Here is a 13,494-nt window from a genome sequence, read left to right as displayed (position 1 = left end):
TGCTCGCGAATGCGGTGGGTCAGCCAATAAATCTGCTAACTGATACACCGCCTTCGCGAGCAAGCCCGCTCCCACATTCAGATCGCATTTCAGCCCTTGGCGTTGAGCAACTTGTCGAAGGCCTTGTCCAGGTTGCCTTCAGCACCTTTCAGCTTCTCACGACGCTCCTTCAACCAACTCTGGTCCGCGTCGAGATTCTTGCGCGCCTCCACCAGCATCCGCTTGACCTCTTCCGGCTGCGGCCCACCCGTACCCTTGCGAGTCTTGACCATCGTGGTCGGCGACAGCGCAGCACGGAAACCGGCCTCATCCAGCGGCAACGTATTCGGCGTCCATTTGTATTTGTCCGCGGCCTGGGTGTACAGCTTCTGCGCGTCCGCATACGCGAAGGTCTTCGGCGTGGTGCCATTGCTGCGCGCCTCGGTGACGATCAACGAGGCGAAGCTGTGGCCAATGCGGAACGGCACCTTGAACTGACGCTCCAGGGTGTCGGCCAACTCCATGGACGTGGTCCATTCCGACTCCAGCTCATCCAGCGCTCGCTGCGGGTTGATCTGCAGCGCATCCAGCACGGCATCCATGCTTTTGAACATGTCATCGGTGGACTGGAACAGTCCCAATGAATCGAACGCAAACTTGTAGTCGGTCATGCCGGTGGTGACGTTATGCGCGCGCAAGGTCACGGTTTGCGCCAGGCCCACCACGTCGGAGGCCGATTCCCGAGTGCGCATCAACAACCCCGGGTTGCGTTTTTGCGGCATCGCACTGCTGGTGTAGGTGGACTCTTCGTCCAGCAGCAACCAGGGGCGGATCTGATGGTACTGGGTATGGATATCGCCAATCATCGCGCCGATGCGGATCGCCGAAGACGCCGCGAGGTTGGCCGCCTCGATCGGGATGTCGTAGGTCGACACCTGGCTTGAATCCAGGGAGTTTTCCCGCACGCCGTCGAACCCCAGCAACTCGGCCAGGCGTTCGCGGTTCAGCGGGTAAGCGGAGTTCGCCAGTACCGCGGTGCCCATCGGGCTCAGGTTGAGGCGGGTGTAGAGTTCACGGATGCGTTGGCCGTCGCGATCAAATGCGGCTTCGAACGCCAGCAGGTAGTGCGCATAGCTGATGGGCATGGCCTGCACGCCGTTGGTGTAGGCGGGCACCAGGGTGTCGACGTTCTTGTCGGCGATGTTCAGGATACGTTGGCGGGTGGCGTTCAGTGCCTCGCTGTAGGCCAGCACCTGGGAGCGCAGTTTGGCCAGGCGGTAGGTGGCGAGCATGTCCTGGCGGCTGCGGCCGGAGTGGATCAGCGACGCTTCCGGACCGATCTTGTCGGTCATGATTTTTTCCAGTTGCAGCACGTCTTCCGGGCGCTTGCCATCGGGCTGGTCGGCCTGGTCGATGGCAAAGCGCACGCCGCCGGCGATCTTGTGGCCCATGTCCGGCTTGACGATGCCTTCTTCGGTGAGCATCACGATCGAGGCTTTGTTGATGCGGTTCAACCAGGCGAACTGGGTTTGGGTCGGGTCGCCCTTGGCCTTGTGGGCGCTTTGCGAGGAGCCCGGCGTGGCGCCGACTTTGGCCGCCTGGGCGGCGCATTCTTCGGTGGTTTTGCAGGGCAACGCGCCGGTGTCGGCGGCGTAGGCGCCGTAACTGCTGAACAGGGCAAAGGCGACGGCCAGGTGGATCAGGCTTTTTCTGCTATTCATGTGCAACGCTCCGGGAAAAATCACAGCAAGGGCAGGGTGTAGCTGACGATAAAGCGGTTCTGGTCGATATCGCTGCCGCTACCATTGCTGCGATACGTGCCATTGCGCCATTTCACTTCAAGGTTCTTCAGGGCACCGCTCTGGAACACGTAGCCGATATCGGTGTTGCGCTCCCACTCGGTGCCTTCCAGGGTTCGGGTACGCACGAAGTTGTCACCCTTGAGGTAGCGGGTCATGAAGGTCAGGCCGGGGATGCCGAGGGCGGCGAAGTCATAGTCGTAGCGGGCCTGCCAGGACTTTTCCTCGGGGTTGGCGAAGTCCGGCGAGATCATCACGTAGTTGACGAGGTAGGAGTCGGTACCGTCCAGGTGGGGGAAGCCGGTGGTGCCTTTCATGCGCTGGTAGGCGGCGCCGAACGAGTGGCCGTGGAGGCTGTAGGTGAACTTGGCACCGAAGGCCTGGTTGTCGATGTTGCTGTTGCCTTCCTTGCTGGAGTCGGCGTAACGCAGGTCGGTCTTGAACGACTGCGCGTCACCCAGTGGCAGGGTATGGACCAGGTTGAAGATGTGTTGCTTGTAGTTGTTCTCGAGGTTGGCGTAGTGGTAGCCGGTGACCAGGGTTTTGGTCCAGCTGTAGCTGGCACTGGCGAAGTCGAATTTATCGCTGGGCACGGCGCCCTTGATGCCTTTGCCGTCGACTTCGATGTCTGCATGGCCGCTGTCGTTACGCAGGGTGTTGCTGGTCAGGCGCCCGGCATCGAAGGTCAGGCCGGCGATGTCCTGGCTGGTCAATTGAGTGCCGCGAAAGGTCTGGGGCAGCAGCCGGCCATCGTTGGGCAGTACGGTCGGCAGCTTGGGGATCAGCGTGCCGAATTTGAGCACGCTTTTGGAGATCCGCGCCTTGGCGGTGGCGCCCATTCGACTGTAGCTGTCCGGTGCGCCATCCTCGCCCACGGGAAGCAGGCCGGTGTTTTGGCGGTCGGGGCTTGAGTCCAGTTTCAAACCCTGCAGGCCGATGGCATCGAGGCCAAAGCCCACCAGGCCTTCGGTGTAACCCGACTGGTAATTGAGGATCAGCCCTTGGGCCCACTCATCGCGTTTGGACTGGCTCGCGTTGGGCTGGCGGTAATCGCTGTTGAAGTAGAAGTTGCGAAATTCGAGGTCGGCCTTGCTGTCTTTGAAAAAGTCAGCTTCGGCAAAGGTTGGGAAGGCGAGGGTCAAACCGAGGGTGGCCGAAGTCAAGCCCAGGGTAATGGGGGATTTGTTCATTGTTATTCCCGTTGTCTGCTGCTTATTTTTAGAATTATCTGGCCGGACGGCGACAGGGAGACGCGTCCGGCTTGCGCAGGCTAACGAGTTGTATTGCAGATTGAAAATATATAGAAAGTGTTGAGGCGAGACGAAAAAAGTATGAAGCCGACGCCCGATTTTTCAGGCACTGAAGGGCGAATGTGGGNNGTGGATCAGTCAATACATCCGGTGACTGTCACACCGCATTCGCGAGCAAGCCCGCTCCCACACAAGCCCGCTCCCACATTTTGATCTGCGCTTTAGTGCATCTTGCTGTGATCCATGGTTTCCGTTGCATTCAACGCACGGGCTTGGGCCTTCACTTCGATCGACTGCTTTTCACCCTTGGCATTTTCCACGGTGACGGTCAGCGGCACCTGGTCGCCTTCCTTGATCTGGGCGGTGAGGTCGATCAGCATCACGTGATAGCCATCCGGGTCGAGCTTGACGGCCTTGCCGGCGGGCAATGGCACCGAGTCCACCGGGCCCATGCGCATCACGTCGTCCTTCATGGTCATCTCATGGATCTGCACGGTCTTGGCGACCGGCGAAGCCACGCTGAGCAGTTTGCTGTCGCTGTCGGCGGTGACGGTCATGAACGCACCGCTGGACGGTTGGCCCGGTACCGAGGCGCGTACCCAGGCGTCGGTGACCACTGCCTGTGCACTGGCGTGGGCGGCGAGGCCCAGCAGGGAGAGACCGAGGGCGAAGCGCTTGAGGTGTTGAACGGCAGTCATTAGCAGACCTCCATGACGGTGAGCAGGTCTTCTGCGCACTCTTTGGCGTTAAGCGAGGCAGACAAGCCCAGGCGCAGGGTGCCCCGGGTGTCGAACACAAAGCTGGTGGCGGTGTGGGAGAGGGTGTAGCTGTCGCCGGCGGGGATCTTTTCATAAAAGATCCCGAATTCCTTGGCGGCCACGGCGATTTCTTCCGGGGTGCCGTACAGCGCCTGGAAGCTGGGGTCGAAGGCCTTGACGTAGGCGTCGAGTATCTTGGGCGTGTCGCGTTCCGGATCCAGGGTGATAAACACCACCTGCATGATCTTGCCGTCGCGGCCCATCAGTTTTTTCGCCTGGGCCATGCGCGCCAGGGTGGTCGGGCACACGGCCGGGCACTGGGTGAAGCCGAAGAACACCACTGGCATCAAGCCGCGGAAGGAACTCAAGGTGACGGTCTCGCCGTCAGTGTTCTTGAGCTTGAAGGTACGGCCCATGATCTTGTCGCTCAGATCCTTGCCGTACTTGAAGTTCAGTTTCGGGCTGTTGTCACAGCCGGCCAGCAGGCCCAGGCCCAGCAATCCCATGCCGGAGAGGACTTTGCGGCGGGTGAATAACGTACTCATCAACTGTGCATCCTGTGAAGCGCCTGGGTACCACGAAGCGTTAAATCAGGCGAGGAGAGCGTGGCATTCTAACAACCTGGGCCTCTGGGCGTAATCTGCGACGTTCTGTCACAGGCCCTGCCGAGCAAGACCAAATGTGGGCGCTGTCGAGCTTGAGCGAGGCTGCGAAGGGATCGGCTCGGTATTCCTGCAAGACCGTGGCGCCTGCATCGCAGCCTCGCTAAAGCTCGACAGCTCCTACAGGGGGAATGGTAAAGTCGCCGCCATGAAACTCTCCCGCCCGGACCGTTCACTCATTGCCTGGACCCTGTATTTTTGCGTCCTGTTCAATGTGTTCGTCTGCGGTTTGGGCCATGGGCAGATGATGGGGCTTGAGCTCAATGGCCTGGGCGGTCAGTTCTGCTCAAGCCTGGGTACCAAGGCGCCGGCCTCGGATGCCGGCCTGGGCAATCCGACGGCCAGCAGCTGGTCGAACTTCTTCGCCTGCCCGGTGTGCTCCGCCGTGACCCTGGGCATCGTCTTCCTGTTTTGCCTGGCCTGGCTGTTGGGCCTGGGGCAAAAGCCGCGCCCGGCCCATGAGCGGCGCAACAAGGCCCCTCCGCGGTATTCCTGGCCTTCGGCCAACCCTCGCGCTTCCCCTGCATTCTGACGTGTGCCCCGGGCTTCCTGATACCAGGAGGCGTTCTATCGTCACGAGTGTGAGTGCGTTCCATGAGCTCTATCCTGCCTTCCGGCGCTGCCCGTCTGGTCAGCAAGGCGTCGCGCCGTCCTTCGCGCGGCGATGTGTTGTTGCCGTCTGTCGAATACCCGAGTAACGCCCGCTGTTTCGTCCACCTGGATGCACGCTTGCTGCCGTATTGGCACACCTTGTTCGACATCTGCCCCGGTTTGCTCAAGCTCGACCCGCCGGAGGGCTTGAACCTGTTTCGCAGCTTCATGACCTGGGCTTACCGCAACCGTCCCTCCCTGGACTGGACCTACCATGTAAACGTGTGCCGTTGGCTGCTCGGTTCGGTGTATCGCACGCAGATCGATGAAGAGCCCATCGAAGCGTTCATGACGGCGGCGGCAGCCCGTTGGGTCAGCGATGACACCAGCCAGGCCCGGGGCGTGGTTGTGGCCTGGCAAGGCGCGCCGCTTCAGGTGGTGGACTGGAAGCCGGGCAGTGGCGTGGCGCTGCAAAGGCTGCCGCCGCTGCCCTGGGATTTCGCCTGGTGCACGTTGGACAGCCAGGGGCAGTTCAGCGGGTGGTTGCCGGTGCCTTGAGGTTCTGCTCAATCCATTGGGCAACGCTGGTCACGGCGATCTGTTGTTGCCCATTGAAGGTAATGGCAGGGTCCCAGGCCACGCCGTTGCCTTGGGCGAAGGCCACCCGGTATTTCATCAGGTTGTCCTCGGGTGCAGCGGCCAGTTCCGCTTCCAGGTAGCGCACCGACCAGCGTTCGCGTTTGAGGGTGAGCCCCAGTTGCGCATCCACGGTATCGGCCAGCTCGCCGTAGGTCAGGGTGTCGCCGGCGGTGTACACCACCTGATTGGTGATCGGCGGCGTGCTGAACAGGATGCGTGCCGTCAGCAGGCCGATGTCCTCAGGCGTGGTGACGGTGACAGCGGTGTCCCAATCTCCCAATGCATGCACGGTATTCTGCGCCAGGTCGACGACGCCGAAGGACGGTTCAAACAGGAAGCTGGTGAACATCCCGGTGGAGACAATCACCCATTGCGTGCCTTGCTGGGAGCGCAGCAAGTCGCGCACGTCAAGCTGTTCATCCCAGAGGTCCTGGGCCGAACCGCGGCCGATCACGTCGTAGTCCACACCGAACTGCCACGGTACATAACGTTTCACGCCGCCTGCGATGACCGCGCGGGTCAGCTTGCGCTGAGTGCCGGGGCCTGCGGCAAAGCCGATGCAACTGATCACGGTGTGATAGTCGGCGAACACCGTTGCCAGCTCGGCCTCGGAGCCATTGGCCAGGTCACCCGCCAGCAGCTCAATGCCCAAGGCGCGCAGTTCGATGATTTCCTGCTGTTTGGCCGGGTCGGGGGAGTTCAGTGTGGCGGGGCGCAGCAACACCGTCACAGACACATTTTGCGGTGCAGCCAGGCGGGACAGTTGGCGCAGTACCGCCAGGCCCAGTTCGCCGGCGCCCAGTACAAGGATCGAAGCAGTCATAGGGGTCTCGGTTCAGGTGAAAGTCATGCCATGCTTGCAGAATTGCCGACCGCGCATAAGAAGGCACACCAGTGATACCGGGAGTAGAAGGTGGATAACGACGAGATCATCAGGCGCTCACAAGCCGCCTGTGAAGCCCTTAGCGCCGATGAAGACGGGCTCAAACGGCAGGTGCTGACCCATGCGGGAAACCGCTGGTCGTTGGGCATCGTGCACCTGTTGGGCGTGAACGGCCGGCTGCGCCACGCCGAGATCGGCCGACGCATGGAGGGCGTCACCCAGCGCATGCTCACGCGGACCTTGCGCCAGCTGGAGCGCGATGGCCTGGTGCTGCGCCATGACTTCCAGGAGGTGCCGCCCAAGGTCGAATACCAGCTATCGGAGTTGGGCAAACAGCTGCTGGTGCACATGATTCCGTTGTGGACGTGGGTGGTGGAAAATGCCGACGGATTCAGGCGATCCCGGGAGCAGTTCGACGCTGATCAGGCGCTGTGATCAAGACGTGGGCCGGCAGTCTGCACGTTTGCTCGCAGGCCCATCCTCGGGAAACAGGTGCGCATGCAGGTAGTCGATAAACACCCGCAGCTTGGGCGTTGGATGGCGGCCCGAAGGCCACATGATCCGGAAGTTCTCTGCTTCCGAACACGCCTCCAGCACCGGCACCAATTGTCCGCTGTCGAGCCATTCACGAATGGCGAAATCCGCTAGGTAGGCGATGCCGATACCTTGCACGGCAAAGCAGATGCGCGCTTCCAGGTTGTTGCAGACCATCGCGGCGGGCAGTGGGAAATCAGCTTCCACCCCGTCCTGGCGCAGGGGCCAGCGCTGCATTTTGCCGGTGTTGGGGTAGCGGAACTTGATGCATGCATGCTGAGCCAGGTCTTCCGGCCGTTGCGGCGTGCCGCGCTCGGCGAGGTAAGCCGGTGATGCTACCAGCAGCATCCGGTAGCCGCCGATCAGGCGCGATGTGAGGCGCGAGTCGGGCGCTTCACCGCTGCGCAGCACGGCGTCGTAACCTTCTTCCACCACGTCCACGCGGCGGTCGGTAAAGCTCAGGTCCAGCTGCACCTCGGGGTAGGCTTTCTTGAATTGCGCGAGCACCTGCAAGAACGGATGGCCCACCAGCGGCAGGCTGACCTTGAGCCGGCCACGAGGCGCCGACACGGTTTGCGAAAGCTCGGCTTCGGCTTCGTCGATCTCCATCAGGATGCGCCGGCTGCGCTCCAGAAACAGCTCGCCCTCGGCAGTCAGCGTGACGCTGCGGGTGCTGCGGTTGAACAGGCGCACACCCAGGCGTTCCTCCAGGCGTACCACGCTCTTGCCGACTGCCGAGGCCGTTACGCCCAGCACGCGCCCGGCGGCGACAAAGCTGCGGGTTTCGGCGACCTGCACAAAAACATTCAGGGTGTTGAGGCTGTCCATCGAGGCTCCGGTTTGGCTGAGGCGAGGCCTGGCTACCTTATCCCGATTGCGGAACAAAAGCTCCGTAGACAGTGGAGCCGGCGCCCCCTTAATCCCGTGAGGACAGGCCCATATCCTTGTGGCATTGCCCATTCACGAGGAATACCAAGATGACCGACACCATGAAACGCTGGGAAACACCTGCATTGGGACTGCACACACTGCGCCTTGCCGACGTGCCACGCCCCATCGCGAAGGCCGGGGAGGTATTGGTGCGCGTCGAGGCCGTCTCGCTCAATTACCGCGACGGTGAAGTGGTCGAAAACAGCATGGGTGCCGACCTCACATTCCCATTCACGCCGGCCTCCGACATGGCGGGCACGGTGGTCGCCGTGGGCGAGGGCGTTACGCGTTTCAAGGTGGGCGACAAGCTGCTGTCGACGTTTTTTGCCGGATGGGTCGATGGCGCTCCGCTGTCCTGGAGTGAAGCGCCGCCTCAGGGTGGCCCGCTCCCCGGCATGCTCGCCGAGTACGTGGCAACACCTGCCGAATGGTGCGTGCATGCGCCCCTCAGCCTCACCGCAGGGCAGGCCAGCACCTTGCCAGTGGCCGCCTTGACGGCGTGGATGGCGCTGTTCGAACTGGGCCACCTGCACGCCGGCCATACCGTGGTGGTGCAGGGCACCGGTGGCGTCTCGCTGTTTGCGGTGCAACTGGCTGCGGCCAATGGTGCCCGCGTTATCATCACCAGTAGCAGCGATGAAAAGATCGCGCGTGCCATAGAGCTGGGTGCCACCCATGGCATCAACCGCAGCCGGGTACCGGAATGGCACACGGCGGTGCAAGCGCTGACCGATGGGCGTGGCGCCGAACATATCCTGGAAATGGCCGGCGGTGACAACCTCACGCGTTCCCTGCACGCGGTAGCCAACGGTGGGCGCATCTCGGTGATCGGCCTGCTGGAGAGTGACCAATTGAATGCTCCGGTCATGGCCTTGCTGGGCAAGCGGGCCTCCATCATCGGCATCTCCGTGGGGCCGCGCCGCGCATTGGAAGATCTGATTGCCATGATCGACCGCCACGGCATCGAGCCGGTAATCGATCACACCTACGGCTTCGAGCAAGTGCCCGAAGCCTTCGCTCATCTCGGGCGCGGTGCCTTTGGCAAGATCGTGATCGAGGTCGGCCGGTGATCTACATCATTCTGGGTCTTTTCGGCCTGTACACCCTGGAGTTTGGTGTGGTCGGCATTTTACCGATGATCGTCGAACGTTTCGGCATCAGCGTGTCTCAGGCCGGGTTACTGATGGGCTTGTTTGCGCTGATCGTGGCGGTGCTGGGGCCTTTCCTGGTGCTGATGGCGTCGCGCCTGGCGCGCAAGAAAATCCTGGTGGGCGCGCTCTTTGGTTTTTCCGTGTGCAGCGTGCTGTCGGCGTTTGCGCCGAACTTCGAAACCTTGATGGCGTTGCGGGTAATTCCGGCGATGCTGCACCCGGTGTTTTTTGCCGCTGCGTTTTCCACCGCGGTGTCCTTGTACCCCAAGGACCGCGCGGCGCATGCCACGGCCCTGGCCGTGGTGGGCACCACCTTGGGCCTGGTGCTTGGGGTGCCGCTGACCACATGGGTGGGCGCGAGTATTTCCTATGAGGCATCGTTCTTCTTCTGCGCTTTGGCAACGGGGTTGGCAGGTGTCGGACTGCTGTTGAAACTGCCCCATCATGAACGCCCGATGCCGCTGAGTTTCGGCAAGCAACTGGCGGTGCTGCGCAGCCTGTCGGTGTGGCTGGCGATCATCGCGACGGTGCTGGTGTTCACCACGATGTTTTCGGTCTACAGCTATGCCGCCGAGTACCTCAGGACCCAGACCGGCATGGATGGCCAGGCCATCAGCATCATGCTGGTGATCTTCGGCGTGGGCGGTGTCACGGGCAATCTGTTGGTGGGCCGGTTATTGGGCAAAAGCATGGTGGCGACGGTGGTGCTGTACCCCATTGTGCTGGCGGCGGCGTACGTGGTCTTGTACGCGTTCGGCAGCCCGTCGTGGTGGTCGATGAGCTTGATTGTGCTGCTGTGGGGCGCTGCGCATACCTGCGGGCTGGTGGTCACGCAAGTCTGGCTGACCTCGTCGGCGCCCGAGGCGCATGAGTTCGCAACCAGCCTGTATGTGTCCTCGGCGAATGCCGGCGTGGTGATCGGGGCGTCCGTGGGCGGGCTGTTTATCAATGCATTCGGCACCACCGGAGTGATCGGCTGCGGCTTGATATTTGCCGCACTGTCATTGCTTGTGATTGGGTGGAAGGCCTTGGCGTTCGGAGGCGCCAAGGCATTGCCCGCAGACCCGTGCGCTGCGCATTAGGCCTGCGGGGCCATGGTCAACGCAGGGTGTAGCCGCCGTCGACCACCCAGTCCTGGCCAAACACACTGCGTGCGCCCTGGCTCAACTGGAACAGGATCACATCGGCAATAGCGCCCGGCTCCAGGAATTGCCCATTGAGCAGGCGCTGATTGACTGTGGTGGCAACGCCGCCCAACGCTTCGTCACTGAGCCCCAAGGTGCTCCAGATCGGCGTGGCGGTGGGGCCGGGCGATACCATGTTCAGACGAATGCCATGGGGCGCCAGCTCCACCGCCAGGGTGCGCATTTGCGCCCGCAAGGCGGCCTTCGAAGCAATATACGCGGCGAGCCCAGGGAAGGTCGCCAGCTCCAGGAATGTACCGATAAATACCACCGACGCCTGGGCGGCCATTTGCTCGCGTAGGCTGCCGAGGGTGTTGAGAGCCGCGGCTCCATTGACGGCCCATTGCCGGTCAAAGGCGGCCAGGTCCAGGCCATCGGCCAGTTGTGCGATCCCGGCATTGGGCACGAGGTAATCCACCGGTCCGATGGACGCCGTCAACTGCGCCAGGCGTGCCTGGTCGGCAGCCTGGGTGACATCCCCCGCCAGCCAGTAGAGCTGCTCGCCAAAACGCTCCGCCAATGCGCCCAATTCGCCAATCTGTCGCGACATGGCGACCACTTGCGCACCTTGTTCAAGCAGCTTGCAGGTGACAGCCAGGCCGATACCTGAACTGGCACCGGTCACTACGGCAAGGCGGTGGTTGAAGTCATTGTTCATGGGGTTCTCTTTATAGATTGCCAAAGGGGCGCGCAGCACTGATCAGGATTCATGCCATATGAAAAGTTCCTATAAATCAGTTGGATATATTTTTTGTAGTCGATATGACACGAGTGTTATGTAGTCCTTATGACGTGCTGTAGTCGTTATGACCAAGGCCCGTTTTCGAGCTGATCGAAGGCTTGGCTTTTTTGCGATAGTTGTTGGCGTTATCGCGATGACGGCGCTGGCACTTTCCTTGGTTAATGGCGGCTGTTTTCTCTACGTCAGGCTCATTACGTCATGTCGCTTATTCCGCGCAAAAAAGTCATTCGCCAGGTGATCGCCACCCGTCAACGCTTGCAAGCCATCAGCGTGCTGGGCGCTACCGGTTCGGTGGGCGTCAACGTATTGGACGTTATCGCGCGTCACCCCGAGCGCTATAAAGTCTTCGCCCTCAGCGGGTTCACCCAACTGGAGCTGTTGAAAAAACAATGCTTGTTGCACCGTCCGGACTACGCCGTGGTGCCCACGCCGCAAGCCGTGGCGACGCTGCAGAAGCAACTGTTGGAGGAGGGCTCTCAGACTCAGGTAGTGGGCGGCGAAAGCGGTCTGAAATTCGTCGCCGGTCACCGGGATGTGGACACGGTGGTGGCCGCTATCGTCGGTGCGGCGGGCTTGAATGCAACGATGGCCGCCGTCGAGGCCGGCAAGAAAATCCTCCTGGCCAACAAAGAGGCACTGGTGATGTCCGGTGCGTTGTTCATGCAGGCGGTGCGCAGCAGTGGGGCGGTGCTGTTACCGCTGGACAGCGAGCACAACGCAATCTTTCAGTGCCTGCCGTCCCATGCTCAACACGGCCTGGCCCACGCGGGCGTGCGGCGCATTCTGTTGACTGGCTCCGGCGGGCCGTTTCGCCAAACGCCGATGGCGCAACTGCACAACGTAACGCCGGACCAAGCCTGCGCTCACCCGAAATGGTCCATGGGCCGCAAGATTTCGGTGGACTCGGCAACCCTGATGAACAAGGGACTCGAACTGATCGAGGCCTGTTGGTTATTCGGCGCCAGGCCGTCCCAGGTCGAGGTAGTGATCCATCCGCAAAGCGTCGTCCATTCGCTGGTGGATTACGTCGACGGCTCAATGCTCGCGCAGTTGGGGAACCCGGACATGCGCACGCCCATCAGTCATGCCCTGGCCTGGCCGCAACGGATCGATTCAGGGGTTGAACCACTGGATTTGTTCAAGGTGGCCCGGCTGGATTTCGAAGTACCGGACGAGAAGCGCTTTCCTTGCCTGGCCCTGGCGCGCGAGGTGGCGGATGTGGGCGGCACGGCACCGGCGTCGCTCAATGCGGCCAATGAAGTCGCGGTGCAGGCCTTTCTGGACGGACGCATCGGCTTCATGCAGATCGCCGAGTGCATCCGGCATGTGCTGGACAAGGAGCCTGTGGTGGCGGTGACGGACCTGTATGGCGTCATGGAGGCCGACGCCAGTGCCCGCCGGTGGGCACTCGGATGGCTGAATCAGCACTATCAGCGATGATCAGCCGTAGCTGACCCGGTCGCGAATCTTCAGCACAGCCTTATGGTCGGCCAGCACTTCCGGGAGTGAACTGCGCAGGTACTCCACCCAGGTTTTGATTTTTGCATCCAGGTAGTGCCGGGAAGGGTAGATGGCGTACAGGCTCAGTTCTTCCAGGCGGTACTCGGGCAGGACTCGCACCAGAGTGCCGCTGCGCAGCCCCTTGATTGCCGCATGCACCGGCAGGATGCCCACGCCCATGTCGTTGCTGATGGCGGTCTTCATGGCGTCGACCGAGTCCACCAGGAACGGCGAGCTGCTGATGGTGACGCTCTCCTGGCCACGGGGGCCGTCGAACGTCCAGTCTTCCAGCGGGATCACCGGGCTGACCAGCCGCAGGCAGGCGTGGCTGAGCAGGTCTTGCGGCGTTTGCGCGGCACCATGGTTTTTTATGTAGGACGGTGAGGCGCAGACGATGCTGTAGGTCGTGCCCAGTTTCTGTGAAACGTGGCTAGAATCGGGCAGGTCAATGGCCAACACAATCGACACGTCGAACCCTTCGTTGACCAGGTTCGGCGTGCGGTTGCTCATGCTCAGGTTGAACGTCACGTCGGGGTAGTTCTTGCGGTAGCGTGCGATGGCGTCCACCACGTAGTGCTGGCCGATGCCTGTCATCGAGTGCACTTTCAACTGGCCGGTAGGGCGTGTGTGGGCGTCGCCGGCTTCCAGCTCCGCTTCCTCGACGGAGCGCAGGATTTGCTCGCAACGCAACAGGTAGCGTTTGCCGGATTCGGTCAGTGCGGTACGGCGTGTGGTGCGGTTGAACAGGCGGGTTCGCAGGTGGGTTTCAAGGTTGGAAATGGAGCGCGAAATATGGGTGGTGTTGCTATTCAACTGCACTGCCGCGCCAGTAAAACTGCCGACTTCGGCAACGCAGCGGAAGATGCGCATGTTCTGCAGGATGTCCATCGAT

14 protein-coding genes are annotated in these 13,494 nt (G+C 61.7%); 6 read left to right on the top strand and 8 right to left on the bottom strand.

From position 1 onward, the window contains the following. Positions 1–89 precede the first annotated feature (89 nt). The 4 genes from HX786_RS23205 to HX786_RS23190 all read right to left on the bottom strand — a co-directional run bounded on the left by HX786_RS23205 (position 90) and on the right by HX786_RS23190 (position 4,331). The gene (locus HX786_RS23205; RefSeq protein ID WP_178912645.1) at positions 90–1,700 is read right to left on the bottom strand and encodes an argininosuccinate lyase; all 1,611 of its coding nucleotides are present in this window, start codon (positions 1,698–1,700) and stop codon (positions 90–92) included. A gap of 20 nt (positions 1,701–1,720) precedes the next feature. Further along, positions 1,721–2,968: an OprD family porin gene (locus tag HX786_RS23200; protein WP_008435327.1), complete on the bottom strand. Its 1,248-nt coding sequence runs from the start codon at positions 2,966–2,968 to the stop codon at positions 1,721–1,723. A gap of 281 nt (positions 2,969–3,249) precedes the next feature. Then, positions 3,250–3,726, bottom strand: a complete 477-nt coding sequence (locus HX786_RS23195; RefSeq protein ID WP_003207356.1) for a copper chaperone PCu(A)C — start codon at positions 3,724–3,726, stop codon at positions 3,250–3,252. After that, positions 3,726–4,331 (bottom strand): SCO family protein, encoded by a 606-nt coding sequence (locus HX786_RS23190; protein WP_003207358.1) that lies wholly within the window; start codon positions 4,329–4,331, stop codon positions 3,726–3,728. The genes HX786_RS23195 and HX786_RS23190 overlap by 1 nt, the downstream gene beginning before the upstream one ends. Positions 4,332–4,596: 265 nt before the next feature. On the opposite strand from HX786_RS23190, the gene HX786_RS23185 reads away from it, so the two are divergent. Both HX786_RS23185 and HX786_RS23180 read left to right on the top strand, forming a co-directional pair. After that, the gene (locus HX786_RS23185; protein ID WP_003207359.1) at positions 4,597–4,980 is read left to right on the top strand and encodes a DUF2946 domain-containing protein; all 384 of its coding nucleotides are present in this window, start codon (positions 4,597–4,599) and stop codon (positions 4,978–4,980) included. A gap of 62 nt (positions 4,981–5,042) precedes the next feature. Next, complete coding sequence (locus HX786_RS23180; RefSeq protein WP_177122353.1) at positions 5,043–5,597, top strand: putative natural product biosynthesis protein; 555 nt, start codon at positions 5,043–5,045, stop codon at positions 5,595–5,597. Here HX786_RS23180 and HX786_RS23175 read toward each other — a convergent pair. Then, positions 5,572–6,501, bottom strand: coding sequence for an aromatic alcohol reductase (locus tag HX786_RS23175; protein ID WP_177028169.1), 930 nt, complete (start codon positions 6,499–6,501; stop codon positions 5,572–5,574). The two genes, HX786_RS23180 and HX786_RS23175, sit on opposite strands and share 26 nt — an antisense overlap. 90 nt (positions 6,502–6,591) lie before the next feature. On the opposite strand from HX786_RS23175, the gene HX786_RS23170 reads away from it, so the two are divergent. Continuing rightward, complete coding sequence (locus tag HX786_RS23170) at positions 6,592–6,996, top strand: helix-turn-helix domain-containing protein (protein ID WP_003207365.1); 405 nt, start codon at positions 6,592–6,594, stop codon at positions 6,994–6,996. On the opposite strand, the gene HX786_RS23165 is transcribed toward HX786_RS23170, so the two are convergent. Beyond that, positions 6,997–7,923, bottom strand: coding sequence for a LysR family transcriptional regulator (locus HX786_RS23165; RefSeq protein ID WP_003207367.1), 927 nt, complete (start codon positions 7,921–7,923; stop codon positions 6,997–6,999). A gap of 149 nt (positions 7,924–8,072) precedes the next feature. Here HX786_RS23165 and HX786_RS23160 point away from each other — a divergent pair, with 149 nt between their 5' ends. Together HX786_RS23160 and HX786_RS23155 are read left to right on the top strand one after the other, a co-directional pair. Then, positions 8,073–9,095, top strand: coding sequence for an NAD(P)-dependent alcohol dehydrogenase (locus HX786_RS23160; RefSeq protein ID WP_003207368.1), 1,023 nt, complete (start codon positions 8,073–8,075; stop codon positions 9,093–9,095). Continuing rightward, complete coding sequence (locus HX786_RS23155) at positions 9,092–10,258, top strand: MFS transporter (RefSeq protein WP_178912644.1); 1,167 nt, start codon at positions 9,092–9,094, stop codon at positions 10,256–10,258. The genes HX786_RS23160 and HX786_RS23155 overlap by 4 nt, the downstream gene beginning before the upstream one ends. Positions 10,259–10,274: 16 nt before the next feature. On the opposite strand, the gene HX786_RS23150 is transcribed toward HX786_RS23155, so the two are convergent. Next, positions 10,275–11,018 carry an SDR family NAD(P)-dependent oxidoreductase gene (locus tag HX786_RS23150; RefSeq protein WP_003207372.1) on the bottom strand — a complete coding sequence of 248 codons (744 nt, stop codon included), beginning with the start codon at positions 11,016–11,018 and terminating at the stop codon, positions 10,275–10,277. Positions 11,019–11,300: 282 nt separating this feature from the next. Here HX786_RS23150 and ispC point away from each other — a divergent pair, with 282 nt between their 5' ends. After that, the gene (ispC, locus tag HX786_RS23145) at positions 11,301–12,542 is read left to right on the top strand and encodes a 1-deoxy-D-xylulose-5-phosphate reductoisomerase (RefSeq protein WP_087692420.1); all 1,242 of its coding nucleotides are present in this window, start codon (positions 11,301–11,303) and stop codon (positions 12,540–12,542) included. On the opposite strand, the gene HX786_RS23140 is transcribed toward ispC, so the two are convergent. Further along, on the bottom strand, positions 12,543–13,490 hold the full coding sequence (locus HX786_RS23140) for a LysR family transcriptional regulator (protein WP_003207376.1): 948 nt from the start codon (positions 13,488–13,490) through the stop codon (positions 12,543–12,545). Positions 13,491–13,494 lie beyond the last annotated feature (4 nt).

This window comes from Pseudomonas sp. 21615526 (assembly GCF_013386245.1).
Lineage (GTDB): Bacteria > Pseudomonadota > Gammaproteobacteria > Pseudomonadales > Pseudomonadaceae > Aquipseudomonas.
The sequence above is the reverse complement of the archived record's forward strand: the minus strand, read 5'-3'. Positions and strand labels throughout refer to the sequence as shown.